This is a genomic window from Rothia sp. HMSC073B08 (assembly GCF_001812975.1).
GTDB lineage: Bacteria > Actinomycetota > Actinomycetes > Actinomycetales > Micrococcaceae > Rothia > Rothia mucilaginosa.
The window spans coordinates 155,177-180,285 of the sequence record NZ_KV811062.1; the positions used below are offsets into that span (position 1 = coordinate 155,177).

Genomic DNA, 25,109 nt, shown 5'->3' on the forward strand with positions numbered 1-25,109 from the left:
TCCTAGGACATGTGACGTTCGCCGGGGTGGGTGTGCTCGCGGGTATGGGCGGCTCGCATGGGAAGGTTTAAACGCTGGGAAGAAGCGGCGAGGCAGGGGCGCTCGGCTGGGTCTGGCCGGGTCGGGCAGGGTCTGGCAAGCGCGGCGGGCTACAGCAGCTCGCGCAACTCCTCCATCTGCTGAGAAAGCACCGTCGACACACCACCGCGCATCGACACCCCGTACAGGGTCTCCGCAATCTGCATCGTGCGCTTCTGATGCGTCACCACAATCAGCTGCGAACGCTCCCCCAACTCACCAATCACCTGCAGCAGGCGCGACAGATTGCGGTCATCCAGCGCCGCCTCAACCTCATCGAGGGCGTAGAACGGCGACGGGCGAGACATATAAATCGCAATCAACAGCGCCAGCGAAGCAAGCGAACGCTCACCGCCAGACAGCAGCGACAGGCGCTTAACCTTCTTACCCGCCGGGCGTGCGTGAATCTCCACGCCCGAATTCAGCGGATCGGAGGGGTCGTCCAGCTCCAGGTGGCCCTCGCCTCCCGGGAACAGGGTTTCAAAGATGCGGCGGTAGTGGGTGTTGATGTCCTCCATCGCGGCGGTGAACACCTCCGCAATGTGGCTGCTGACCTCGTCCATGACCGTATTCAAGTCGCGGCGGGTCGCCTTCAAATCCTCAATCTGCTGGTTCAGGTAGGCGTGGCGTTCGGACAGCGCCTCGTACTCCTCCAGCGCCAGCGGGTTAATGGCGCCCAGCGCCTCCAATTCGGCGCGGGTTGCCTTGAGGCGAGCGCGCACGCTCTCGGTGGAAGCTTCGGTAGTCTCTGATGCCGTTTCGGCAGCAGCATTTTCGGGAGCGTCGTTTTCGGAGGCAGCATTTTCGGAAGCCTCATCTGCGGGCACGTCAACCGGCAGCTGCTCGGAGTACTCCTCCTCCAGCTGCTCCAGGGTCAAACCTGTCACCAGGCGGGCACGCTCAGCCAGCGCCTGCACACGCTCCTGCACGCGCGCCGCCTCCGTTTGGGTGCGCGCCAGCAGGGTCAGCGCCGCCGCGTGCGCCGCCTGCAAATCCTGCACCTCATCATTTGTGCTGGTCAGGCCCTCCTGGGCGTTCTTCAGGGCGCCGCTCAGCTCGTGCAGCTGCTGCTCACGCTCGCTCACCTGCTCGGCAAGCACCTCGCCCAGACGCTGGGCGCGGCGCTCAATCTTTGCCGCGGGAGCCTGCTCCCCCGTGCCCGCCAGGTAGGAATCCTCGCGGGTGCGCGCCGACTCGTAGACGGTGCGCGCTTCGGCTACGGATTCCTCCGCGGCGGTGAGGCGCTCGTTCAGTCGGGCACGCTCATTCTGAATGTTCTGCGCGGAGGCTTCCAGGGACTCCGCCTGGGCGCGGGCGCGGGCATGCTCGGCGCTCGCCACGCCCGCCGCCTTAGCTGCCTCACGTTCTGCTTCGACCGCCGCTTCTGCCGCGGTCTGAGCCTGCTGAACGGCCTGTTCGGCTTCATCTAGTTCGGCGCGGGTGCGGGTTACGACCTGGGCTGCGGCGCGGTATGCGGCGGCAAGTTCCAGGGGGCTGGCGCCCTCAGCCGGGTAGAGCAGACTGTAGCGGGTGTGCTCGGTGCCTGCGGGGTCAAAAATACGCCACATAGTGCGCTGACCTGCGAGGGTATTCTCTGCGAGCAGGTGCAGGGCTTGCTCTGCGGAGGCGGCATCCGACGCGAACAGTACGCCCGCCAGGCGCTCACCCAGCGCCGCGGTGACGCGCGCCAGGGCGTGCTCGTCGATACCGGCGAGCGCGGCGGCATCCTCGCTGAGCGGTTCAATCATCTCGGTGGCGGGGCGGATACCCAGCTCGCGCAGCTCGGCGGCGCAGGATTCGGGCAGGGTGGTTTCGGGCAGTTCTGTTGAAAGTTCCTTCGCGGCAGATTCGCTGCTTTCATCACCCCTATCACCGCGCAGCTGCGACACCTCGGCGCCCTCAACCGGCACGCTCAACGCCGCAGTCGCCAGCGAGGTCAGCGCAGCAGACGCCGCACGCGCATACTCGGGGTCAATCTGCACGGCATCCAGCACGCGCAGCAGGCTCGCGCCCTCGGTGGGAGCCTCCATGAGCTCGCCGGTCTCGGGGTCGAACACCGCCTCTGCAGATTCAGCGTCCAGTTCGGCGGGTGCTTCGCCCAGGCTCTGGCCCAGCGCCTCACGCAGGGTTGCGGCACGCTCAGCCGCCGCCGCGTAGGCGCGGGTCGCCTCCACCGCAGCGGCGCGGGCGGCATCCAGCCGGGCCTGCGCGCGGGCACGAGACTGCGCCGCTTCACCCGAGGCGCGCTCAGTCTGCGCCACCTCGGACGCTGCCTTCTCGACGTTCTTCAGCGCTGCATCGTAGCGCTCCTCAAAGCTGGCGTAGCTTTCCACCGCGCGCTCTGCCTCTTCGCGGCGTTCTTCCAGCAGTTCCAGAGCGCGTTCGTATCCGGCGCGGGCGGCGGCGGTCGCCTCGGTCAGTTCCACGCGGTAGGTGCGCACGCGCTCGGCGGCGATGGACTGCACGGTGCGCACGCGCGCAGCGGACTCGCGCAGGGTCGACACGGCCTTCTGGCAGGCGGTGACCTCGGCGTTCAGGCGGTTCTGCTCCTGCTGATGCTTCGCGGACGCTGTACGTGCCGCCTCCAGTTGTTCTTTCAGGGTTTCGGCGCGGCGGGTACCTTCCGCCTCGGAGGCGAGCGCCTGCGCCTGCTCAGCCTGCAGAACACCCAGCTGACGAGCCAAAAGAACCGCCTCCAGCTGGCGGATGCGCGCCTGTAGCTGGCGTGCAGTCGCGGCGGATTCTGCCTGCTCGCTCAGCGGCTGCAGCTGCGAATCCAGCTCGGCAACCAGGTCGCTCAGGCGGGTAACGTTCGATGCCACAGACTCCAGCTTGCGGCTGGTCTTCTCCTGGCGGCGGCGGTACTTGACCACGCCTGCCGCCTGCTCGATCATGTCGCGGCGCTGCTGCGCGGTGGCGTGCAGGACCGCATCCAGCTGACCCTGGCCGACGAGCACGTGCATCTGCTGGCCCAGACCCGCCTCCGAGAGCAGGTCCTGAATGTCGGCAAGGCGCGCCGGGGAGCCGTTAATCTCGTACTCGCTGCCGCCGGAGCGGAACATGGTGCGCGAAATCTGCACCCGATCAGCGGGAATGCTGAGGGTGCCATCAGAATTATCGAAAGTCAGGGTGACTTTGGCGCGGCCCAGGGGTGCACGCTGGGCGCCGTCACCCGAACCAACCTCGCCGGAGCCCGCGAAGATAACGTCCTTCATGCTGCCGCCGCGCAGGCTCTTAGCGCCCTGCTCACCCATAACCCAGGCGAGCGCATCCAGCACATTGGACTTGCCGGAGCCATTCGGTCCGACCACCGCATTAATGCCGGGGGTGAACTCAAAAGTGGTGGCGGAGGCGAAAGACTTGAACCCGCGCAGGGTCAGCGACATCAGGTGCACAAGGGGCCTTTCTGCAGAAGAACTGGTGTGTGCCGGGCACAGTCTGTGGTGCGTGGCGGCATCCCTCTAGTGTACGCGGTGCGGCGGGCGGGCGGCGTGAACGTGCACGGGGTGAAGAGGGTTCAAAGTTCCTCATTCTGCATCATCTTACGCGCGGGGTGAACGGGCGCGTTCATATTGGGTCTACGGATACGGGTTCGCCCGGTCGGTGCGGTAGATTGGAATGAGCATCACGAATTCTGCGGGGCCGCTGTTCGCATCCCCGCGTTTTTCTATGTATCCCACTGACTTCTATTTTCAAGGGCCACACCATTGATGAATGCATCCGCCGATAAGGTCGGCACGAACTCTGACATTCGCCACGCTAATGCAGCTCTGCTGTCTATTACCCATGAGCTGCCTCCGGAGGTCGTCACGAGCGACTACTTCGATGAGCAGCTGGCCCAAACCTATAAGCGTCTGCGCATGCCGAAGGGCCTGCTGGAGCGTCTAGCCGGTATTAGCACTCGCCGCGGCTGGGCTGAGGGCCAGACCTTCGAGGACGGCGTTGTTGCCGCAGCCGAGAAGGCTATCGAGCAGGCGGGTATTGACCGTTCCCAGATTGGCCTGCTGATTAACGCTTCGGTAACTCGCGATAACTTTGAGCCCGCCGTTTCGGTGGGTGTGCACGACCGCCTGGAACTACCGCGTCACGCCCTGAACTTCGATATTACGAATGCCTGCCTGGGCTTTGTGAACGCGATGACTGTCGCCTCCACCATGATTGATGCGGGCGCTATCGACTACGCCCTGATTGTCGCTGGCGAGGACCCCTCCCCGTGGCACCGTACCGCGGTGCGCATCCTGAACAACCCCGATTCGACCCGCGAGGATGTGCTGGCTCAGTTCGCGACCCTGACCCTCGGTTCGGGTGCGGCGGCGGCTGTGATTGGTCGCGCTGACCGTCACCCGGAGGGTCACCGCATTATCGGTTCGGTGTCCCGCGCGGGCACTGAGCACCGTAATCTGTGCATCGGTGGCGAGGCGGATCAGGGTATGAACACTGACGCCGAGGGCCTGCTCAAGCACGGTCTGGAGCTGGTGGCGCAGGCGTGGGAGCAGGCGCATCAGGACGGCTGGGAGTGGAACGACATGACCTCCTACGTGACCCATCAGATTTCTAACGCCCACACGAACGCCATTATTGAGGCGGTCGGCATTAAGCGTGAGCGTATCCCCCTGACTTTCCCGAAGTGGGGCAATGTGGCTGCGGCGGCTCTGCCGATGACTCTCGCCGAGTGCGCGCCGACCTACACGGAGGGCGACCGTATTCTGTGCATGGGTGTGGGTTCTGGCCTGAACACTGCCCTGCTTGAGATTCAGTGGTAACCCGTTAGCTATTTGCGCTAGACATTCACCGATTCGATCCGGAAGGATTCCCAGCATGCGCCATTTGAACTTCCCTAAGGCTCAGCCCCCGTATAACCCGGAGGAATGGGCGGGCGTGAACCCGCGCTACTCCCACCTTCTGGAGGTGCCCACCTCCGCCCCCATTGAGCAGCGGGCGCAGCAGGCTGGCGCGCGCCGCTGGCACTACCTGGATAACCTTCCGGTGCTGGTCGAACAGGGTTTGGAGCCGATTGGCACGATCCTGTGCGTGCACGGTAACCCGACCTGGTCGTACCTGTGGCGTACCGTGCTGGATGCGGGCGTGAATGAGCGCGCCCCGTGGCGTGTGGTTGCGGTTGATCAGATTGATATGGGTTATTCGGAGCGCACCCACCTGGATTTGGAGGGTGAGCGCCGCACCCTGACCGACCGTATCGCTGACCTGGGTGATTTCACGAAGGCGCTCGGTCTGGATGAGACCGATAAGCCGCTCGTGACCCTCGCCCATGACTGGGGTGGGCTGGTGTCCTTTGGTTGGGCGTTGGAGCATCGTGAGATTCTTTCGGGCGTGATGCTGACGAACACCGCGGTCTACCATGACGGCATTGAGAATATCCCTGCCGCCCTGCGCCTGGCGTTGGGTGTGCACGAATGGGGTACTCACGATTCGACCGCGTTTATTGATGTGACCCTGGGTCTGGCTCAGAATGAAGGCCGCCTGCCCGCACCGGGTTCTGCCGGTGCCGGGGCGCTTGATGGTGCCCTGCCGCAGCCGGTGGGTCAGCAGCCCAAGCGCCTGTACCCGAGCCCTCTGAACGAGGCGATTTACCGCACCTACCGTGCGCCGTACGCTCATTCAGCGTGGCGTGAGGGTGTGCGTAATTTTGTGGGCGATATTCCGACCGGCACCGATATTCCTTCTTATACGCCGATGCAGCGTATTGCCGAGCAGATCCGTGGCCTGGACGTGCCCGCCTTCTTCCAGTGGGGTACGAAGGACCCGGTGTTCCAGCGCCGCTACCTGTTCGACCTGATGGAGCGCATGCCGCAGGCGAAGGTGCACCGCTACGAGAAGGCCTCGCACCTGGTCATTGAGGATTACGATATTGCCTCCCCCATGATTTCGTGGCTTGCGCAGACTTTCGGCACGCTGGAGGACGGCATGCTGGTTCCGGCGCGTAATGCGGAGGCGGAGCATCGTGCCGCCCGCGCGCGCCGCCACGGTCTTACTGCCGGCGAGGGCGCTACCGCTGAGGGCGCTGTTCCCGCGGCGTTCCGCCCCATGCTCGCAGCCCTCACCGAACGCGCCAATGACGCCTCCACCGCCGTGGTGGACATGGACCCCAAGGGCGACGGCACCACCGTGAGCATGACCCTGACCTGGGCTGAGCTGAACCAGCAGGTCAACGCCGCCGCGACCCGCCTGCACGCCCTGGGTGTGCGTCCGGGCGACCGCGTGAATCTGATGGTGCCTCCGGGTGCCCGCCTGACCACCCTGATTTACGCCTGCATGAAGCTGGGCGCTGTCATTGTTGTGGCTGATACCGGTCTGGGTATTCCGGGTCTGACTCGCGCGTTGAAGGGCGCTAACCCGAGCTTCCTGGTGGGTATTCCCGCCGCGCTCAGTGCCGCCCGTACCCTGCTGTGGCCGGGTGTGCGTATTTCTGTGGAGCCGCTGGGTTCGGTGCAGGAGAAGCTGTTGGGCGTTGCCGGTTCGGTGTTTACCGCGCCCGCCGCTGACGGTACTCCGGGTGCGCCGGTGCCCACCCCGACCGTGGTGGAGTTCCCCTCCCCCGTGCCGGATGCTGATGCGGCGGTGCTGTACACCTCCGGTTCGACCGGCCCGGCTAAGGGTGTGGTGTACACGCAGCGTCAGCTGGCGGGTATGCGCGATGCCATTGCGAATACGTACGGTTTTGCGCCCGGTAGCGGCCTGGTGGCTGGCTTCGCGCCGTTTGCGCTGTTGGGTCCGGCGCTGGGTGCTACCAGCGTGACCCCGACGATGGATGTGACCCGCCCGAAGACTCTGACGGCTTCGGCATTGGCGTCGGCTGCGGCAGCTATTGATGCGTCGGTCGTGTTTGCTTCCCCCGCCGCCCTGGTGAATGTGGTGGCGACCGCCGACGAGCTGAGCGGCGAGCAGCGTGCGGCGTTGGCCAAGGTTCAGACTGTGCTGAGCGCTGGCGCGCCGATTCCCGTGCCGCTGCTGGAGGCGCTCTCCGCCCTGGTGCCGAACGCATCCCTGCACACCCCGTACGGCATGACCGAGGGTCTGCCGGTGACCGATGTGTCTTTCGAGATGATTCGCCAGGCGATTGCTGAGGGCACCCCGAATGCTGCCGGTGAGGTGCTTGACCCGTTCGCCCGTGACGGCGTGTGCGTTGGTTTCGCGGTGTACGGTGCGGCGGTGGCTATTGCGCCGCTGTTGCAGGACGGTTCGGTGGCGGATGAGCTGACCCATGAGCCGGGTGTGACCGGTGAGATTCTAGTGTCGGCGCCGCACGTGAAGGACCGCTACGACACCCTGTGGGTGACTGAGGAGCAGTCCATCAGCACTCCGGGTTGGCATCATACCGGTGACGTCGGGCACCTGGATGCTTCGGGTCGCCTGTGGGTTGAGGGTCGCCTCGCGCACGTGCTACTGACTTCGCAGGGCGTGCTGACCCCGGTTGCGGCTGAGCAGTCCGCCGAGTCCCTGCCCGAGGTGCGCCGCGCCGCCCTGGTCGCGGTGGGCCCCGCCGGTACTGCCGCCCCGGTGCTGGTCATTGAGGCGTCCGCGAATACTGCCGCTCTGGAGGCGCGCCAGTCGGCATCGGGCCTCAAGCGTGCCCTGCTCGATCGCGTGCCCGGCGCTCGCCGCTTCCCCATTGCGGAGGGCGTGGCGCCTTTCGAGCTCTCGCAGCTGGTGCGCCAGAAGGTTGCCGAGGATACCGGCGTGGAGCTTGCCGCGGTGCTGGTGGTGCACGAGCATCCGACAGATATTCGCCATAATTCGAAGATTGACCGCCCCGCCCTGGGTGAGTGGGCGTCGAAGGTCCTTGCGGGGGCGTAAGCGCCTGCCGGATCCCTAAGTCTAAGGAGTATGATGTCCCCTCATTCTTCGCGTGAGTCCTCTTCCCATGAGCCCTCACCCCGCCTGTCGACTGCGCATGCGGTGACTTCCCCGACGGCTCGGTTCCGCAAGCCTGCGCAGCCGCTGGCGGCACGCTACACCGACCCCGCCCCGCGTTCGCTGCGCCCGGTTGAGGAGCCCGATTTCGCGCCGCGTATTGGCGAGCGCATCCTCTTTACCGGCGCGAGCGGCCTGCTGGGTCGTGAGAGCGTGCTGGCGTTGCTGCGTGCCGGTTATGATGTGCGCGTTTTTCAGCGTGGTGATTCGGGTATTGCGGCGCTTCTGCCCGATTCGATTCGCCCGCGTTTTGAGCAGGTGCGCGGCGATATTACGAACGCGCAGGCTGTGGATCTGGCGATGACCGGCGTGAACGGCGTGGTGCATGCTGCGGCGAAGGTTTCGGTTAGCGGCGAGTGGGCTGACTATGAGCGCATCAACATTGAGGGCACCCGCACCCTGTTGCAGGCGGCGCTGAACCATTCGGTGGGTTCGTTCCTGTACATTTCGTCGCCGTCGGTGGCTCATGCCGGCGCGGCGATTGTGGGTGACGGTGCCGGAGTGGCGTCCCCGGAGCATGCGCGCGGTAACTATGCGCGTTCGAAGGCTGCCGCTGAGCTTCTTGCCCTGGAGGCGAACGGCACTGCCCTGCCCGGTGGCGGGGTTTTGCGCGTGGGTGCGTTGCGTCCTCACCTGATGTGGGGTCCGGGCGATACCCAGCTGGTCGAGCGTATTCTGGAGCGTTCCGCCGCGGGCCGTCTGCCGCTGCTCTCTGGCGGTACGGGTCTGATTGATACGCTCTACATTGATAACGCCGCGGACGCCGTGGTGCGCGGCTATCAGCGCCTCGACGCTTTTGCGGGCCGGGCGCTGGTGGTGACGAACGGCCAACCGCGCACTATCGCTGAGCTACTGGGTGGTTTCTGTGAGGCGGTGGGCGTTCCCGCCCCGCGTTTCTCGGTTCCGGCGAAGGTTGCGGCCCTGGCGGGTAAGGTCATTGAGCGCGTCTGGGAGCGTCTGCCGAAGAACGTGACCGCCGGTGATGAGCCGCCGATGACGGAGTTCCTCGCCGAGCAGCTGTCGACCGCGCACTGGTTTGATCAGCGCCGCACCCGCGAGCTTCTGCAGTGGGAGCCCGCCGTGTCGATTGAGGAAGGCTACGAGCGTCTGGGCTTGTTCTACGGGGACAGGTACAGCCGCTAGGTGCAGGCGATAGGTACAGCCGCCAGTTGCTTCTTGTTAGGGTGGTTTTCGGGTTGACTCCCCGGCCCCCGGTTTATACAACTGAGGTTTATACAAATGACGGCGTAGCTACATCCCCCGTACGGGAGGAACGTAGCTACGCCGTCATTCGCATATCTAGCGTGAGCTTGTGCCTGTCGTAAGCCTTTACCTGTCGTAAGCTTCTACCTAGCGTGAGCCTTTATCTAGCGAGAACGCGGCGCCCGCTGGCAGTGCGGGCAACGGTAGGACGAGCGGTTCTGGAAGGGCTCACGCACTATCAGGGAGGTGCGGCCCGCCTCCGCGCAACGGTGGCAAGGCTCCCCGGCACGCCCGTAGGCGTTCAGCGAGCGCTCAAAGTAGCCCGACTCGCCCAGCACGTTCACGTACAGGGCATCGAAGCTCGTGCCGCCCGCCGCCAGGGACTCGCGCAGCACCTGCGTGACCGCCTCCAGCAGTTCGCGGGTTTGGGCGGCGCTGAGGGTGCGTGCGGGCTTCGCGTAGTGTAGCCGCGCACGCCACAGCGCCTCGTCGGCGTAGATATTGCCCACGCCGGAGATGACCGACTGGTCCAGCAGCACCTTCTTAATGCCGCTGGAGGTGCGCAGGAACTTGCGGCGCACCGCCGCGGGGTCGAAGAATTCGTCCAGCGGGTCGCGGGCAATGTGCTTGACCGCCTCCGGTACTAGAAAACGCTCAGGTACTTCACCCGGCGCTGCTTCATCCGCCGCTGCTTCATCCGCCGCTGCTTCATTCACTGCAACTGCCGCGGGTACGTCCGGCACCAGCCGGCTAAGGAACATGCCGCCGAAGATGCGCTGGTCCACGAAGAGCAACCGCTGCCCGGTGTTTGCCCGGTTGACGCTCGCCACACCGCCGGTAGCTCCCGTGTCACCGGTAGCTCCCGCCGGTCCTAGCTCGAGCGCCACGCGCAGGTGCCGCGGCTGCTCGTCAAAGGCCGCGCGAGCCTCCGCATCATTACCCGAGTCACTGCCCGGCTCATCGCGCACGAGCAGCTGACCGCTCATGCCCAGATGCACCACGAGCGCCTCGTCGGCAAGCGTGCCATCCGACTCGCTCAGGGTCAGCCACAGGTATTTGCCGCGGCGGTATGCACCGCGCAACGTCCTGCCGGTGAGTGCCGCCTCAAAGTGGGCGGGACCGGGCAGGTGCCTGCGCAGCGAACGGGCATCGACCACGCGCACCGCCTGCACGGGCCGACCCAACGAATGGTCGGCGATGCCCGCGCGAACGGTTTCCACCTCGGGCAGTTCGGGCATGGTTCCCTCCAATCAGCGGGGCTGCAGAATCAAGAGCCCACAGAGCTAACAGACCTGCAGGATGCTTGAATGAGCCTAAACCAGAACGCGGTACGCCTGCTCAGCGGCAAGGCGCTCCGCCTCCTTCTTACTCGGACCCACACCGGTACCGGCCTGCTGGTTCGCCACAATAGCGACCGCAGTGTACACGCGCGCGTGGTCGGGGCCCTCGCCGGTGACCTCGTAGCGCACGTCTCCCCAGCCGCGGGCGGTGGCGAGGTTCAGCAGCTCAGTCTTCCAGTCGCGTCCAGAGTTCAGGACCTTCTCATCGTCGAGCAGCGGGGCAATCAGGCGCAGCACCAGGTCACGAGCCGCCTCGCGACCGCACTCCAGGTAGGTCAGGCCAAAAATCGCTTCCATGGTGTCGGCAAGGATCGAGTCCTTATCGGCGCCGCCGGTGTGAATCTCGCCCTTACCGAGCAGGATGTACCTGCCCAGATCCAGGTCGCGTGCCACCTTCGCCAACACCACCGTAGACACCACCACGTGGTGCAGCTTCACGAGCTCACCCTCGGGCAGGTCGGGGTAGCGTCGGTACACTTCTTCAGCGATCGCCAGGGAAAGCACCGAATCGCCCAGGAACTCCAGGCGCTCGTTATGCTCCACTCCGGGATTCTCGAAGGCGTAGGAGCGGTGGGTTAGGGATAGCAAAAACGTCTCGGCGTCGATATCGACTCCGAGACGTTTACGCAACTCCCTAGTATCAACACTAGGAAATTCAGTCATAAGGATTCACCGCTTCTTAGGCGTCTGCAACCTTACGGCCCTTGTACTCCAGGAACAGGGCGTTGCCTGCAGCGTCGGTTACAACCTTTGCCTGGTGGGGCAGGCTGTAGGTCACGCGACCGTTTTCAACGGTCTTAACCAGCTGGGGCACGGATGCCTTCCACTGGGAACGGCGTGCGCGGGTGTTAGCGCGGGACATCTTGCGCTTGGGAACAGCCACAGCTATCTCACAATCTCTAGTAACAACAATTTAGTTTTCGGTATCTGCACCGAGCAGGCCCTGCAGGGCCGACCAGCGCGGATCCAACACCTCGTGATGATGCCCGGGGTCATCCTCCAGGCGCGCACCGCAATCGGCGCACAGACCCTGGCAGGTGTCCCTACAAACAGGCTGGAACGGCAGTTGAAGGATTACTGCGTCCCGCAGAGCCGGTTCAAGGTCGATGGAATCATCCTCAACGGCGTACTGCTCATCTACTTCGTCTTCGGGGCCGCCAGCCGGGGCCTTCTCAAAGACGAAAAGCTCTTGAATATTGGCCGACATCTCGTAATCAATCGGATCCAAGCAGAGGCTACACTCGCCGTGTACATCCACAACGACGGAGCCGGTAACTAGGATACCATCAACAACAGACTCCATACGAATATCGAGGTCAATATCCGAACCCTCTTCCACGCCGATGAGCGTGTTACCCAGGTCTGCCGGTGCGGGCAGGACCTCAGCGAGAGTTTCCATGGTGCCGGGGCGGTGAATCAGGTTAGTAACCGATACCACCAGCGGCGATGCGTCTGCACGTGAAATGGCGTTTCTCCTTACGAAATGTATAAACCAAAGTCCCATTTTAGGGGTCATTCGCACCGTTAATCAAGATTAAGCGCCTTTTAAATCTCTTTAAGTGGCGCTCACCTCTTAAATATTCCCTTAAGGAGGCGCCGCGCGGCATTTAATCGGCCGGTCGGGGCTACTACTGGGGGACTTAAGTGCCCGGTCGGCGGTGCGAGTTATTCTGCCGGGGCCCTGCCGGTGGGCGTGTCGGATGGGTGCGCACAAGGTGGTGTGCGCCTGGGTTGATGAAGCGTTTTTCTAGGCGTTTTTCAGGGCGCGGGCGACCGCCTCCGGCACGAAGGGAGTCACATCACCACCCAGCGACGCCACCTCACGAATAATCGTGGACGATACCGCACCGTAGCGGTCCTCACCCGCCAAGAACACCGTCTCAACCTGCGCCAGGTGGCGGTTCATGCTCGCCATCGGAGCCTCATAACTGTAGTCCGTCGCCGAACGCAGACCCTTCACCAGCACCTTCGCGCCACGCTCCGCCGCATACTCGGCAAGCAGCACGCCCGGCGGAATCGGCTCCACGCTCACACCCTCAATGCCGAGCTCCTGCAGAGACTCACGCACCAGCTGCACGCGCTCCTCCAGGGAGAAACGGTACTTCTTGGAGCTATTGTGCGCCACGCCCACGATCACCTCGTCAAAGAGCTGAGCGGCGCGGGCAATGATTTCCAGGTGGCCGTGGTGCACGGGGTCAAAAGATCCGGGGCAGAGGGCAATCATGGCGGTCCCTTCACGAATAAATATCAGACGTTGGAATGAGTAGATGCGGGTGAATTTAGGATGCGGGTTAGTGGCATGCGGACGAGCGCAGGCTGAGGTAGCAAGATCGGGCGGTGAGATGCGGCGGCAATCTTAGGCGGCGAGCTCTTCAGCGTCTTCGCCGGGCTCAAGGTTCGTGCCGGGCTCGTCGCCCGCCTGCTCCTCCACCTCGTCAGGCTCCACATAGTAGAGAACCGTCTCGCCGTGCTGACGGGTCGAAAAACAGTACAGGCCCTCGCCCCACACCGGCTCGGGGTCGCGCGAAGAACGCTCCACCACGACCACGGCACCCTCGGCAAGCTTGGGGGTGAGCGCCTCCAGCAGCTCACTGACCTGCTCATTCGGCATGGCGTAGGGCGGGTCAACAAACACCAGATCCCACGGCCCGGAGGCGGACTTCACGTAGGTCAGCGCCTGAGACTGCTGCACGCGCGCCGCAGAACCGGTAGCACCAGAAGAACCGGTGCGGCCCATCGCCTTCTCCACCGCGGCAACGTTCTTGCGAATCACCGCAACAGCCTTCGGGTACGTATCCAGCAGAGTCACGGAGGCGGCACCGCGTGAGAGTGCCTCGCAGCCCAGCGCACCCGAGCCACCAAAGGCGTCCAGCACGCGGGCGCCACGAATAATGTCGTAGCTCTCCAGCTTGGAGAAGAGGGATTCCTTCACCCGGTCGGTGGTGGGGCGAGTATTATCCCCCGGAACCGAGGCAAGGCGAACGCCTCCGGCGGCACCGGAAATAATACGGCTCATAGGTCTCTCCTCTTACACTAGTGCGGTGTGTTGACGTCACGGTTTCAGCGAGTGGTGGGCAAGACAGATTGGTGGGTGGGGCTGGCAGGGCGTTCTTCCCCGTGGGCGCTTATCCCCTGCCGAGGAACGCCTCACGGTCAGCGTCCAGGGCACGGTCAATCGTACGCGCCAAAGACGGATGCTTAGCCAGCGTCGGGTCCTTCTCCACCACCGAGCGGGCATCCTCACGGGCACGCTCAATAATGTCGGCATCGGCGAGCGCCCGCAAAAACCGCAGGGTGCTCTTCGAGCCCGATTGTGCAGCACCCAGAATATCACCCTCGCGGCGCTGAGCCAGGTCGATGCGGGAAAGCTCAAAGCCGTCCGTGGTGGAGGCAACCGCATCCAGGCGCTCGCGGGACACGCCGCCCTCCTCCTGGCGGGTGACCAGCAGGCAGGTGCCCGCGTAGCCGCCGCGACCCACACGACCGCGCAGCTGGTGCAGACCCGAGATGCCGAAGCGGTCGGCGTCCATGATGATCATGAGCGTGGCGTTCGGGACGTTCACGCCCACCTCAATGACGGTGGTGCTGATGAGCAGGTCAATCTCACCGCGCTCGAAAGCGGTCATGACGGCGGTCTTCTCCGCCGGGTCCATGCGGCCGTGCAGGGTGCCGATACGCACGCCGACGAGGGCGTCCTCAGCGCTCAGGTAGGAGTACATTGAGGCGACCGAGGTCAGCTGAACCTTGCCGTCACTACTCGCGCTACCGCCCTGACCGAAATAACCTTGAGCAGAGTTGCCCGCGCCCGCACCGTTTAGGCTGGATGCCCCAAAGAACGCGGCACCCTCCTCCAGGCTGTCGCCGTCCTCCCCGATTTTGGGCACGACAACATACACCTGGTGGCCCGCATCGATTTCTTCGCGGGCGCGCCTCCACAGCCGGGACGCCCAGGCGGGCTTCTCGGCGAGGGGCACCACGTGCGTTGAGATTTTCTGTCGGCCCGCGGGCAGGGTGTCGAGCACGGATACGTCCAGGTCACCGAACACGGTCATGGCAACGGTACGCGGAATGGGCGTTGCAGTCATGACCAGGCGGTGCGGCAGGGCGCCGTTGGTACCGCGCAGGCCGTCGCGCTGCTCCACGCCGAAACGGTGCTGCTCGTCCACGACGACCAGACCCAAATCGTGGAAGCTTACCTCGTCGGAAAGCAGGGCGTGGGTGCCAATCACGATCTGGGCGGTGCCGTCGGCAAGCTCCTGCAGTACCTTGCGCTTGGCGCGGGTACCCATGGAGGCGGTCAGCAGGCGCACACGCACACGGCAGGGTTCCTCCCCGCTCCCCGCGGGGATTCCCTCGGCAGAGCCCTCAGAAGAATCGTCAGCGTCAGAGTCTTCGGGCGCCACCATATCCCCCAGGATGTCCAGCACCGAACGCAAATGCTGCTCGGCGAGCACCTCGGTCGGGGCGAGCATCGCGGACTGGCCGCCCGCATCGGCAACCTGCAGCATGGCGCGCAGAGCCACCACGGTCTTACCGGAACCCACATCACCTTGCAGCAGGCGGTTCATGGGCGATTCACTCGACAGATCGGAGGCAATTTCAGCGCCCACCTTCTGCTGCCCTTCGGTCAGCTCGTAGGGCAGAATCTGAAGCAGCCGATCGGCGAGGCCGCCCTCCACGGCGGGGCGCGGCTGAGTCAGGTGCGCGGCACGCACCGAATGCAGGCGGGCGAGCGCGCTCTGCAGCACGAACGCCTCGCGGTAACGCATCTGCGCCTGCGCGGCACGCCAAGTGTCCTCAGAGTCGGGGGTGTGCAGGGCGCGGTACGTCCACTCCAGCGAGGGCACCTTGCGGGCGCGACGAATCGTGTAGGGTACCGGGTCTTCAAGTTCTTTGAGCGGTACCTTTTCGAGCAGCTGCGCCATGTAGCCGCTAATGCGGTCGGTGGGCAGCTTCACGGGGGCGCGGTAGACGGGCACGGGGGCGGTGGCTGCGTCGGTAACGTCCGCGCCGGAGGCGTCCTTCGAGAGCAGGGCGTAGTGCGGGTTGGTGAGGGTGTATTCGCCGCGGTAGATACCGACCCTGCCGGAGAACATCATGGTTTCACCCTCGCGGATTTCGCGGGCGGCGGTCCAGGCGTTGAAGAAGGAAAGCTTCATCTGCGAGCCAATAAGCGCACCGGGGTTCGTCATGCTGGGCGCGGGCACGCCAAAGAGGCCTCCCTGCGCGAAACTGTCCTGCGCGAACGAATCTTGGCCGTAGCTGTCTGCGTAGCCGCTGTAGGAGGCGGGCTGCGCTCCCCTGCCCTGTGCCGGGTTCTGAGCAGCTGGGTTCTGAGCTACGGGAATCTGGGCAGCTGGGTTTTGCGTGGAGTTAGCGAGCGCGTTAATGCGCGGGTTGTGCATCCCGGTTGCTTGCCAGTTCTGCGCGGGCGCAGCGGAGGAACCGGGGCGGTTGGCGCGCCCGGGCACCACGGATACGGGACCGCCAGCCCCGAAGCCAGCAACACCAAAACCGGCGGGTGTATCCTGCCCGGTGGCGTCTGCGAGTCGGTCGGTGATGGTCACTTCCGTGATTTTGCCGCGGCGTGCCGCCATGGTTCGGGTGCTCACGTGCACCACGCGGGCAATAATGGTCACGTCCTGGCCTTCGACGAGTTCGGCGAAGGAGCTGAGCTCGCCGCGCGGCAGGTATTTGCGCGGGAAGTACTCGAGCATTTCCCCGACGGTGTGCAGGTCAAGGTGCGCGGAGATTGCCTTGGCGCTGGGTGCGGGCAGGTACTTTTTGAGCGGCGCATTTTCGATGCGGTCTTCGGAGGCGTAGCGCGCCAGGGCACGGCTTTTAGCCTCCGCGGCAGCTGATGCGGGCTTCTCAGCGGCAGCCTTCTCAGGAGTTGCCTTCTTCGCGGAAGCTTTCTGGGCGGGAGCTTTCTTCGGCGTAGTTTTTTGCGCAGGCGTTGCCTTCTTGGAGGGGGTTTTCGGCGTAGCAGTTTTCGATGCCGGGGTTTTAGATGCCGCGGCTTTGGAAGCGGGAGCTTTCTCTGCGGGCGCAGTCTTCTTCGCTACAGCCTTTTTGGGTGCAGGCTTTTCAGCTTCTACCTCGGGCACGCTCTTCTTCGGCGCAGGCTTCTGCTCGATTCCTTCGCTTGCTTTCGTCACCTTCTGCGGGCGCGCCGAAGTAGCCCGCGCGGGATTTTCGTTCTCCTGCGGGCTCGGTTCGTTCTGAGCAGGTTCCTTCTGAACAGTCTTCTTCTGGACAGGTGCTTTCTGGGCGGGTGCCCTGCGGGTTGTCTTCTTCCGTGCGGGCTCCTCCGGCTGAGCCGCCTGCCGTGCCGCCAACGCAATATCGACCAGCTCGTAGAGAGCATCGTCGGTCATGGTGTGCGCGGCGGGACCCAGCGAATGCTTGAGGGCCTTGAGCGCCTTACGGTAGGGTGCGCTGGCGCGCTGTGCCGCGCGTTCGCTCAGTTCGGCGCGGCTCACCTCGCCGCGGGCGTAGGCGGCAAGATCGCGCACGGTCAGCTCGGCGGTGGTGCGGAGCTGCTCATCGCTCAGTAGCGGCGCATCCTTTTTCCGCTGCCGAGCTCGGGTCGCAGAACCGGCACGGGTAGGCTCCACAACCGTTGGATCTACGGGCTCAGAATCTACGGGCTCACCCTGCACTGCCTCAGCTTTCGCGGGTTTAGTATTTGTCGGCATAGTTTTGGCGGGTGCAGGCTCAGGAAGCCCCAAGTCCAGGGCTTCCTGCTGCGGATTTACGGAACGTCGGGCGGGGCTCATGCGCCGCCCTCCACACCGCACGCGTGGTCGGCGTGACGACCATCCGCCAGGGAGGAAATACGCTCATCCGACCACTGACCGTAGCCCATAATCAGCTCGCGGGCGGGGTCAATTTCGGGAACATGCACGTGCAGCGCCCAGAGTCCAGCCGCCATGTCCAGGGGCGTGATGAGCAGGCTGTCGCCCATGGCTTCAAGTTCGGGGCGCAACTGCGCCAGGGCGAGGGGCTCACAGGTCAGCGTACCCATAAGCTCCCAGCCGCTCTGCTCCGCGTGTTCTGCGTGCTCGGCAGGTTCAGCGCCCGCCTGTTCAGAACCCACTCGTGCCGCAGAACCGGCTACAGAATTCACACCGGTAGAGGGTGCACGCAGCATGGATTCCACCTGCGCCTCATGCAGGGTCGCACCCTCCCAACGCGGGTTGGAGTGCACCACGGCAAGGTAGAAGCCGAGCGCGCCGGCATCCACGAAACCGGCAAGCTCGGGTGAGGGCGGAAACTGCGCGGTACGTTCCAGGGCGGCACGCATCAGCGCACGTCGACGCTCTTTCAGCACCTCGTCAGCAGCTTCTGCGTCCTGCGATGCTTCATAGTGTGCGTCCAGGCGGGCGAGCTCCACCATGACCGACAGCATCGTGGAGGGCACCATCTGCTCCCCCACGCTGGCGCGAATACGCTCAGCCGCGAACGCCATCGCGCGCGCCTCCGCGTGGGCGTACTCCAGCTTCACTTCGCGGTGCTTCGGCAGGGAACCGCCAGCCAGCACACGCTCGTAGTCTGCTTCCAGGGTGCGCACGAGCGGCAGCTCATCGCCTGCGTCACCGAGCTCCCGAGCAAGGTTTCCGGGCAGGAACCAGTAGCTGCGCACCGCCTCCAGCGCCCAGGCGCAAAGCAGGGTCCCGGAGTTGCCGCGTGCCGCACGGGATGCGCGCATAATCGCGTGCTCGTAGATTCCGCCCAGCTGAATCCACAGGTGGGCAAGGGTTTCTTCTTCGGAGGTACCCGCCGCCTCGGGCACGCACGTGCCCTCCCCGCCGGGATTTTCGCCAGCGGGAAGAACCTCGCTGGGCAGAACCTGCTCCATGCCCCGCTCAAACTCTTCGGTCAGGGTCAGCAGGGTGTGGGCGATATTGGAGCCGGTGTCCTTATCGGGCACGGGGAACCCGTTGAGTTCGTTGAGCGCCTCGCGGTAGCGTTCGATGGTGGTGCGGGCGGCGGTGGACCACGCTACGCCGAAGCGGTAGGCGCGCACGCAGGCGCGGCGGTAAATCTCGCGCTCTTCGGTGCGCTGGTTCTGTTCTGCGTTCACGCTACCCTCCTCGTCGGTTTCGTCAGTTTCGCGTGGTTCTCGGCTAGTTCCCGACTGATTTCCCGGTTAGTTCCCGACTGATTTCTCAGTGCCCGCGGCACGGGCGGAATCCAGCCTATTTCGTACTTCTATTCTAGGTAATTTCGGTTAAATGTACGGTATTGCCCGTCGTCTATCCCGCGGGATGAAAGCCCGGACTAAACTTACAAACTGCACGCACCTCACGGCACTCGGCAACACTCGGCGGAGCTCCTACGCGGAAGCCCCGTAGTGTTCCCAGCCCATGCCGTCCAGGGATCGGCCGTCCATGACGACCGCCGCGCCGGTCACCGCATTGTGGCGGCGCTCGGCACCGTAGAGCTCGGCGCTCAGACCTCGCTCCGGGGCGTCCGCCACGCAGGTGCCCAGGGGCACGAACTCTTCAGGCACCTCACCGGGGAAGGTCGCCAGCAGGCCGTGGTCCTCTCCGCCAACCAGCACGAAGGTGCGCGCCAGGGATGCGGGGCTCTCCCCCGCCTCGTTGCGCTCACCAATCGCCAGCAGCAGGCGCGCCAACGGTAGCAGCGGCTCGGCGAACGCATCCACGGCGGCACGGTCGAGGCGCATCTGCACCCCGGAGGCGGCGGCAACTCGTCCGGCGTCCTTGACGAGTCCGTCAGAAAGATCCAGCATGGAGCTTGCCTTATGCTGGCGCGCCACCTCACCGGCGGGGATGGGGCTGACCGGGTGGTGCTGTGATTCGACGGCGCGCTCGCAGACCGCAATCATGTGCGCGGCATCTTCGGGGGTGAGGGTGCGGACGAGCTCGATAAGCCCCTCGGGAAGAGCGCCAGCAGGAAGAGCACCAGTACCTTCAGCTTGCTTCTCAACATGCTTCTTTTCCCACGCCTGTCCCACCGCATCCAGCGCCGCTTCGACTTCCTGGCCTGCGGCGATGGCACGCAGCAGTGCCGTGGCGGGCAGGGAGAGCGGGTTGAGCAGCAGGCGCAGACCGGCATCGGACCAGGCGGTACACCCCGCCAGGGCGATAGTGTCGCCGGGGCGTGCACCGGAGCGCAGCACGGCGCGATCCGTGTAGCCGAGGGCGGTGACGGTCACCGACATTTCGGTGGAGTCGCCAATATCGCCGCCGCCAATCACACATTCGGTGGCTCCGCAGGCGTTGATTCCGTCCACAATGCCGTGGGCGAAGCCGTCAATCCAGCCGTAAGGAGTGCTACCGGGCAGGCTCAAGGAGATGAAGAGGCTCACCGGGCGCGCACCCATGGCGGCAACGTCGGCAAGGTTCTGGGTCGCGGCTTTGCGCCCCACATCGTAGCCGCTACTGCGGGCGGGTTCCAGAATGAACTCACCGGCCTCACCCGCCCGTGCAATACCGCCGGGCCAGAGGTTCATGAAGTCCTGGTCCTCGACGAGAGTGTCGGTGGTGACCACGGTACGCTGACCGGGCGCGGGCGCGGCGAGGACGGCACAGTCGTCACCGGGGCCCACCTCGAGGGGTTCGATGCGCCCCGTCTGGCGTGCCGCAGCGGCAACCTGCTCGTTGTGGGCGTTGATAATCGGCATGAAAGCGCGCAGAACGCGGGACTCCCCCAGCTTTGAGAGAGGTGTCTCTCGCATGGGGTTGTCCCGCGTTTCGCTAAAAGTCTGAGGATTCACATCCTCTATTATCGCGTATTCTTACGCGTTATGTTTGCCTTATGCTCCGCGGCTGAAGTAGCGGATTGCCAGAGCAATCAGCACCAGACCGATGAGTGAGAAGAGGATCAGCGGTGCAATGCCGGAAAGTCCGGAATCGTCCGCGTCCGCGTTCTTCACGGCCTGCTCCTGGGCGGCGTTTGCGCCGTCAGCCTTTGCCACGCTCTTTGCGGAGCGGCTGGCACTAGCCGAGGTGGAGGAGCTAGGCGATTTCGAAGCCGATACCGAGCTTGAGGAGCTCGAGGGGCTTACCTCGCGGGAGTGGTCCTCGTCGGTCTTATTGCGCGAGAGGTATCCAGCAACCCAGTCAGCCGCACCCGGAATGGAGTCATTCGAGCCGTTATTAGCTGCGATTCGTCCGAGGGTGGTGCCACCAGAACGCAACGGATCGTCATCCTCGCCATCAAGCCTGTCGCTCGGTGCCTTGCTCGGTGAAGAGCTCGAAGATCCCGAAGAGGAACTTGAGGCTTCAGAGGAGTTGCCCGGTCGCGGAAGCTCAATGGAGATGATGACATCTTCCCCAGAGACTTCCTGACGATTGCCGGGGACGGTCACCGGGTTGTTCGCCGGAGGAATCGGAGCAACAGGTTCGGTCTCGATCGGGGTAACCGATTTGGAGTCCGAGCTGTCCTTGTTATCCTCTACCGGAGCTACCGGAATCACGGGGATGACCGCGTCCTTGGTCGGCTCGTTAGTCGGCTCCTGCTTAGCTTCCTTGGAGGGCTCCTGAGTCGGATCCTGAACCGGGGCCGGAACAACTGGAACCTGAGAGGGCTCCGGGTTCGGCTCGGGAGTTACATCCTTGGTTGGTTCAGGAGCGGGCTCCGGATTCGGTTCCGGAGCGGGGTCCTGGGTTGGCTCCGGGGTCGGTTCGGGAGTTACGTCCTTCGTCGGCTCGGGAGTAGGTTCAGGAGTGGGCTCCGGATTCGGTTCCGGTGTGGGGTCCTGAGTAGGCTCGGGAGTAGGTTCAGGGGTAGGTTCCGGAGTCGGATCCTGAGTGGGCTCCGGGGTCGGCTCGGGAGTTACGTCCTTCGTCGGCTCGGGAGTAGGTTCAGGGGTGGGCTCTACCGTAGGCTCAGGAGTTGCATCCTTGGTGGGTTCCGCGGTGGGCTCCACAGTAGGCGCAACGGTCGGCTCCGGAGTGGGAGCAACAGTAGGTTCTGCCGTCGGCTGGACCGTAGGCTCCGCAGTCGGAGCTACAGTCGGCTCAGCCGTCGGAGTTGCGGTAGGAGCAACACTCGGTTCGGCACTTGCGCTAGGAGCTACGGTCGGCGTAGCGGTAGGTTCAGCGGTCGCATCCTTAGAGGGCTCTACGCTAGGACTCGCCGTAGCACTCGGGTTTGCAGTCGCACTAGCAGAAGCGGTGGGCTCGGCAGTAGGCTGCGCGGTAGCGTTCGGGGTAGGAGTCGCATCCGGGCTGGGCGTAGCACTTGCGGAAGGCTCGGCACTAGCAGTGGGCTGAGCGCTCGAAGAAGCGCTAGGCTGAGCGATGGGCTCTGCCTGCGCATTGTCAGTCTTATTGTCCCCCTGAGCGGTGGGCCATGCGCTCACGGTTGCGAGCGTGGGTACTGCCGTCTGAGAGGAAGATGCCGCGTTCGCGGTGGGGTCCAGGGTTAGGCTTGCGGTGCCGACAGGGTTGGGCGGAACCTGAGACGCAGCCTCCTGCACATCTTGAGCAAATGAGGCTACGTAGGGGCTTCCGGAAGCAACCAGTGCTGTCGCCAGACTCGCAGAGACCACCTTACGGTTTCGTTTTCCCAAAGGTTGTCCTTGACTTTCTGATACGTTGTGAGTGAATAGATACCCAATCGCTAGGGCAGATTGGATATACCTTCATCTATTCTACCGAATCGGCTTTTTCTTCATTACTCATTTTAGCGCTTTCATACCAATCTTTGAGCTTCAAGATGTGCAACGACCATCAACAACATCTTTTCATTACCTAGAAGCATCATTTCATGCACTTGTGAGCAGAATTACGTTTTGCCTTATCAATACCACTTTAAAACTTGCACTCCACCGTCCAAGCGACCCCGAGGCGAATGTAAGTGATTTTTCTCATGAGTGAAAAACGAGCGATTCTCATAAGCTTTTGGGGCTCAATACGTACCAATTACCCTTCCCACAAAGGCATTAACTTGCCCACCGCGCAAAAAGCGCCCCGGCGCGAATCCCTCAAGAATCCGCACCGAGGCGCCTTACAACAGGGGCTACTCCCCCGCCGTTACGTATTCAATTGCTAAGCGCAGTCAAAACGACGGTGCGCCCAAGAACTAGCGCTACCTCAAGAACTAGCGCAGACCCAGGGGGCGTTCCATCGCCAGGGTCAGCAGCTCGCTAATCAGGTCGGTGTAGGAAATACCGGTGCTCTCCCACATGGTCTTGTACATCGAAATCGGGGTGAAGCCGGGCATGGTGTTCACCTCGTTGATGACCAGGCGGCCATCCTCAGTGTAGAAGAAGTCCGCACGAGACAGACCCTCGCCATCCAGCGCCAGGAACGCCTTCACAGCCAGCTCGCGCAGGCGATCCTGCACATCCTGCGGCAGGTTCGCCGGGCACACGGTCACAGCGGAAGACTCAGAAACGTACTTCGCCTCAAAGTCGTAGAAGCCGTGGTCCTGATCCACAACCTCGATCTCGCCGGGGTAGGATGCGCGGGGCATCTCGCCGTGGTGGCCATCGAGCACAGCGCACTCGATTTCGCGGCCCACAATACCCGCCTCAATGATGATCTTCGGGTCGTGGCGGCGTGCCTCTTCAATCGCGGGCACGAGCTCTTCTACCGAATCCACCTTGGTAATACCGAAGGAAGAACCTGCGCGGGTCGGCTTCACGAACAGGGGGAAGCCCAGCTTCAGCACGCGCTCCAGAATCTGCTCGCGGTCCTCGTGCTCCCACTGGCGGTTGGTGACAACCTCGTAGGGGCCGACCTCCAGGCCAGCGGATTCGAAAGCAACCTTCATGAAGTGCTTATCCATACCCACAGCGGATGCAGTCACACCGCAACCCACATAGTGCAGGTCAGCCATTTCCAGCAGACCCTGCACGGTGCCGTCCTCACCGAAGGGGCCGTGCAGCAGCGGGAACACAACGTCCACCGGTGCAGTGCGGGTAACGTTACCCTCAGCATCCACCAGGGTCAGGCGGGAATCGCCGGCGCCCATCGGCAGGAACACCTGCTGGGTACCCTCGGGGAACTCTGCGGTACCGCGTGTGCCAGCAGTCAGCTCGGCAAGCTGCTGCTCATCGGTCAGGTACCAGCGGCCGTCACGGGTAATACCGATAGTGATGACGTCGTAGGCGGTGCGGTCAATAGCGCCCAGAACGCCGGCAGCGGTAATGAGCGAAATCGGGTGCTCGGAGGAGCGGCCACCGCACAGCAGGGCGACGGTCTTCTTCTCGGTCATATATTTCTCCTAGTCAATGTTCCCCTACCCTTAGGTCCGGAAGGTGGAACGGCAATGCGTCAATAATCCTAACGCACGAATACCGTCGCGGTCACTGATGCGTTTCTCACGCACCGGTTTTCCGCAACGGTATCCGTCCTTGGATGTTTACATTCAATCTTCTAGTATGTCCTGGCACATAACCCGAATCAAGGGGTGCCAGCACACCAGAAAGCTTCAAAATCTAGTGGCCCTCATGCTTGAGGCGGCGACCCAGCAACTGAGGCGCCAACTCCTCAATGCCAATACGGCCCGAAAGCACAGCCACCACAGCCTCAACAATGGGCATCTCCACGCCGTGACGACGAGCCAACTCAGCCACCACCGGCGCCGACTTAATCGACTCAGCGGTCTGGCTCATATGCTCGTGCAGGCGGTCAGGGGTAACACCCTGAGCCAGCAGGCGGCCCGCCGTGTGGTTACGAGACAGCGGCGAAGAGCAGGTCGCGATCAAGTCGCCCATACCGGCAAGACCGCTCATCGTCGCAGCCTCACCGCCCAACGCCACCGCCAGGCGGGTAATCTCCGCCAGACCGCGCGTCATAATGGACGCCTTCGAGTTATCGCCATAATTGCGGCCTTCGCAAATACCCACGCAAAGGGCAATCACGTTCTTCACCAGGCCACCAATTTCAGTACCCACCACATCCGTGTTGGTGTACGGGCGGAAGTAACCGCACGCAATCGCGTGAGCAACAGCCTCAGCCACCGGCAGGGTACGAGCCGCAACCACGGAGGCGGTAGGCTCCTCCCCCATGATTTCCTTCGCCAGGTTCGGGCCCGACAGCACGCACACGCGGTGCGGAATATGGCCAATCGCGCGCAGATCAGCACCGCGCAGAGCCATGGATTCTTCCAGTTCCTCGGTAATGACCTGCGACATGCGCAGACCCGTACCGGTCTCCAAACCCTTCGCCAAAGACACCAGCATGGCGTTCGGCTCAATATAGCGGGCGAAGCTCTGCAACTGCGAACGCAGAACCTGCGCGGGCAGGGCAAGAACCACAATATCCGCACCGGCAAGCGCCGCGGGGGCATCCGCCGTGAAGTGCATGTTATCCGGCAGCTTCATTCCCGGAAAATAGCGGGCATTCTCGCGGGTGCGCTCGCATTCAGCCATCACCTGCTCATCACGACCGATGAGGGTCACGCGGGTGTCATCGCCGCGCTCGCGGGCAGCGTCCGCCGCGATCTTAGCGAAAGCGGTGCCCCAGCTACCGGCACCGAGCACCGCAATAGACTGTACGGTTGCCGGAGGGGTAAATTCAGGGCTTGCTGCGGGGGTGCGTCCAAAGAAGGTCACGAAAACACCTGCCTCTCTTC

16 protein-coding genes are annotated in these 25,109 nt (G+C 63.7%); 3 read left to right on the top strand and 13 right to left on the bottom strand.

Annotation, left to right across the window (positions count from 1 at the left end):
• Positions 1–149 precede the first annotated feature (149 nt).
• The gene (locus tag HMPREF2884_RS04460; RefSeq protein ID WP_070616002.1) at positions 150–3,464 is read right to left on the bottom strand and encodes a chromosome segregation SMC family protein; all 3,315 of its coding nucleotides are present in this window, start codon (positions 3,462–3,464) and stop codon (positions 150–152) included.
• 324 nt (positions 3,465–3,788) lie between these two features.
• Between HMPREF2884_RS04460 and HMPREF2884_RS04465 the strand changes: the two genes are divergently transcribed.
• From HMPREF2884_RS04465 to HMPREF2884_RS04475, 3 genes are read left to right on the top strand one after another with little or no spacing between them, the layout of a single operon-like run.
• Complete coding sequence (locus HMPREF2884_RS04465; RefSeq protein ID WP_070615953.1) at positions 3,789–4,841, top strand: 3-oxoacyl-ACP synthase III; 1,053 nt, start codon at positions 3,789–3,791, stop codon at positions 4,839–4,841.
• A 55-nt stretch (positions 4,842–4,896) separates the two neighbouring features.
• On the top strand, positions 4,897–7,893 hold the full coding sequence (locus tag HMPREF2884_RS04470; RefSeq protein WP_070615955.1) for an alpha/beta fold hydrolase: 2,997 nt from the start codon (positions 4,897–4,899) through the stop codon (positions 7,891–7,893).
• A 33-nt stretch (positions 7,894–7,926) separates the two neighbouring features.
• Complete coding sequence (locus tag HMPREF2884_RS04475) at positions 7,927–9,153, top strand: NAD-dependent epimerase/dehydratase family protein (RefSeq protein ID WP_070615958.1); 1,227 nt, start codon at positions 7,927–7,929, stop codon at positions 9,151–9,153.
• Between the two features lie 224 nt (positions 9,154–9,377).
• On the opposite strand, the gene mutM is transcribed toward HMPREF2884_RS04475, so the two are convergent.
• From mutM to HMPREF2884_RS04535, 12 genes are all read right to left on the bottom strand, one after another.
• On the bottom strand, positions 9,378–10,451 hold the full coding sequence (gene mutM, locus HMPREF2884_RS04480) for a bifunctional DNA-formamidopyrimidine glycosylase/DNA-(apurinic or apyrimidinic site) lyase (RefSeq protein ID WP_070615960.1): 1,074 nt from the start codon (positions 10,449–10,451) through the stop codon (positions 9,378–9,380).
• A 75-nt stretch (positions 10,452–10,526) separates the two neighbouring features.
• A complete protein-coding gene (rnc, locus tag HMPREF2884_RS04485; RefSeq protein ID WP_070615962.1) occupies positions 10,527–11,216 on the bottom strand; it encodes a ribonuclease III in 690 nt (229 codons plus the stop codon).
• A 16-nt stretch (positions 11,217–11,232) separates the two neighbouring features.
• Complete coding sequence (gene rpmF / locus HMPREF2884_RS04490; protein ID WP_005505656.1) at positions 11,233–11,436, bottom strand: 50S ribosomal protein L32; 204 nt, start codon at positions 11,434–11,436, stop codon at positions 11,233–11,235.
• Positions 11,437–11,466: 30 nt separating this feature from the next.
• Complete coding sequence (locus HMPREF2884_RS04495; protein WP_049337938.1) at positions 11,467–12,075, bottom strand: YceD family protein; 609 nt, start codon at positions 12,073–12,075, stop codon at positions 11,467–11,469.
• Between the two features lie 225 nt (positions 12,076–12,300).
• A complete protein-coding gene (coaD, locus tag HMPREF2884_RS04500; protein ID WP_060824643.1) occupies positions 12,301–12,777 on the bottom strand; it encodes a pantetheine-phosphate adenylyltransferase in 477 nt (158 codons plus the stop codon).
• 132 nt (positions 12,778–12,909) lie between these two features.
• Positions 12,910–13,569, bottom strand: a complete 660-nt coding sequence (gene rsmD, locus HMPREF2884_RS04505) for a 16S rRNA (guanine(966)-N(2))-methyltransferase RsmD (protein ID WP_070615964.1) — start codon at positions 13,567–13,569, stop codon at positions 12,910–12,912.
• Positions 13,570–13,678: 109 nt separating this feature from the next.
• Positions 13,679–17,332 carry an ATP-dependent DNA helicase RecG gene (locus HMPREF2884_RS04510; RefSeq protein WP_083309676.1) on the bottom strand — a complete coding sequence of 1,218 codons (3,654 nt, stop codon included), beginning with the start codon at positions 17,330–17,332 and terminating at the stop codon, positions 13,679–13,681.
• Positions 17,329–18,639 carry a DAK2 domain-containing protein gene (locus HMPREF2884_RS04515; RefSeq protein ID WP_070615966.1) on the bottom strand — a complete coding sequence of 437 codons (1,311 nt, stop codon included), beginning with the start codon at positions 18,637–18,639 and terminating at the stop codon, positions 17,329–17,331. Before HMPREF2884_RS04515 ends, HMPREF2884_RS04510 begins: the two co-directional genes overlap by 4 nt.
• Positions 18,640–18,891: 252 nt before the next feature.
• Complete coding sequence (locus HMPREF2884_RS04520) at positions 18,892–20,259, bottom strand: thiamine-phosphate kinase (protein ID WP_070615968.1); 1,368 nt, start codon at positions 20,257–20,259, stop codon at positions 18,892–18,894.
• A 78-nt stretch (positions 20,260–20,337) separates the two neighbouring features.
• On the bottom strand, positions 20,338–22,098 hold the full coding sequence (locus HMPREF2884_RS09455; protein WP_070615970.1) for a PT domain-containing protein: 1,761 nt from the start codon (positions 22,096–22,098) through the stop codon (positions 20,338–20,340).
• A 530-nt stretch (positions 22,099–22,628) separates the two neighbouring features.
• A complete protein-coding gene (locus tag HMPREF2884_RS04530) occupies positions 22,629–23,747 on the bottom strand; it encodes a D-alanine--D-alanine ligase family protein (RefSeq protein ID WP_070615972.1) in 1,119 nt (372 codons plus the stop codon).
• A 223-nt stretch (positions 23,748–23,970) separates the two neighbouring features.
• Positions 23,971–25,089, bottom strand: coding sequence for an NAD(P)H-dependent glycerol-3-phosphate dehydrogenase (locus HMPREF2884_RS04535; protein WP_049359353.1), 1,119 nt, complete (start codon positions 25,087–25,089; stop codon positions 23,971–23,973).
• Positions 25,090–25,109: the final 20 nt, after the last annotated feature.

Excerpts from the sequence above, each read along its gene's own strand:
- HMPREF2884_RS04475 (WP_070615958.1), top strand. The coding sequence starts at position 7,927 with ATGTCCCCTCATTCTTCGCGTGAGTCCTCTTCCCATGAGCCCTCACCC.
- HMPREF2884_RS04460 (WP_070616002.1), bottom strand. The coding sequence starts at position 3,464 with ATGTCGCTGACCCTGCGCGGGTTCAAGTCTTTCGCCTCCGCCACCACT.
- coaD (WP_060824643.1), bottom strand. The coding sequence starts at position 12,777 with ATGATTGCCCTCTGCCCCGGATCTTTTGACCCCGTGCACCACGGCCAC.
- HMPREF2884_RS04510 (WP_083309676.1), bottom strand. The coding sequence starts at position 17,332 with ATGAGCCCCGCCCGACGTTCCGTAAATCCGCAGCAGGAAGCCCTGGAC.
- HMPREF2884_RS04465 (WP_070615953.1), top strand. The coding sequence starts at position 3,789 with ATGAATGCATCCGCCGATAAGGTCGGCACGAACTCTGACATTCGCCAC.
- rsmD (WP_070615964.1), bottom strand. The coding sequence starts at position 13,569 with ATGAGCCGTATTATTTCCGGTGCCGCCGGAGGCGTTCGCCTTGCCTCG.
- HMPREF2884_RS04530 (WP_070615972.1), bottom strand. The coding sequence starts at position 23,747 with ATGACCGAGAAGAAGACCGTCGCCCTGCTGTGCGGTGGCCGCTCCTCC.
- HMPREF2884_RS04470 (WP_070615955.1), top strand. The coding sequence starts at position 4,897 with ATGCGCCATTTGAACTTCCCTAAGGCTCAGCCCCCGTATAACCCGGAG.
- HMPREF2884_RS04520 (WP_070615968.1), bottom strand. The coding sequence starts at position 20,259 with ATGCGAGAGACACCTCTCTCAAAGCTGGGGGAGTCCCGCGTTCTGCGC.
- mutM (WP_070615960.1), bottom strand. The coding sequence starts at position 10,451 with ATGCCCGAACTGCCCGAGGTGGAAACCGTTCGCGCGGGCATCGCCGAC.
- rnc (WP_070615962.1), bottom strand. The coding sequence starts at position 11,216 with ATGACTGAATTTCCTAGTGTTGATACTAGGGAGTTGCGTAAACGTCTC.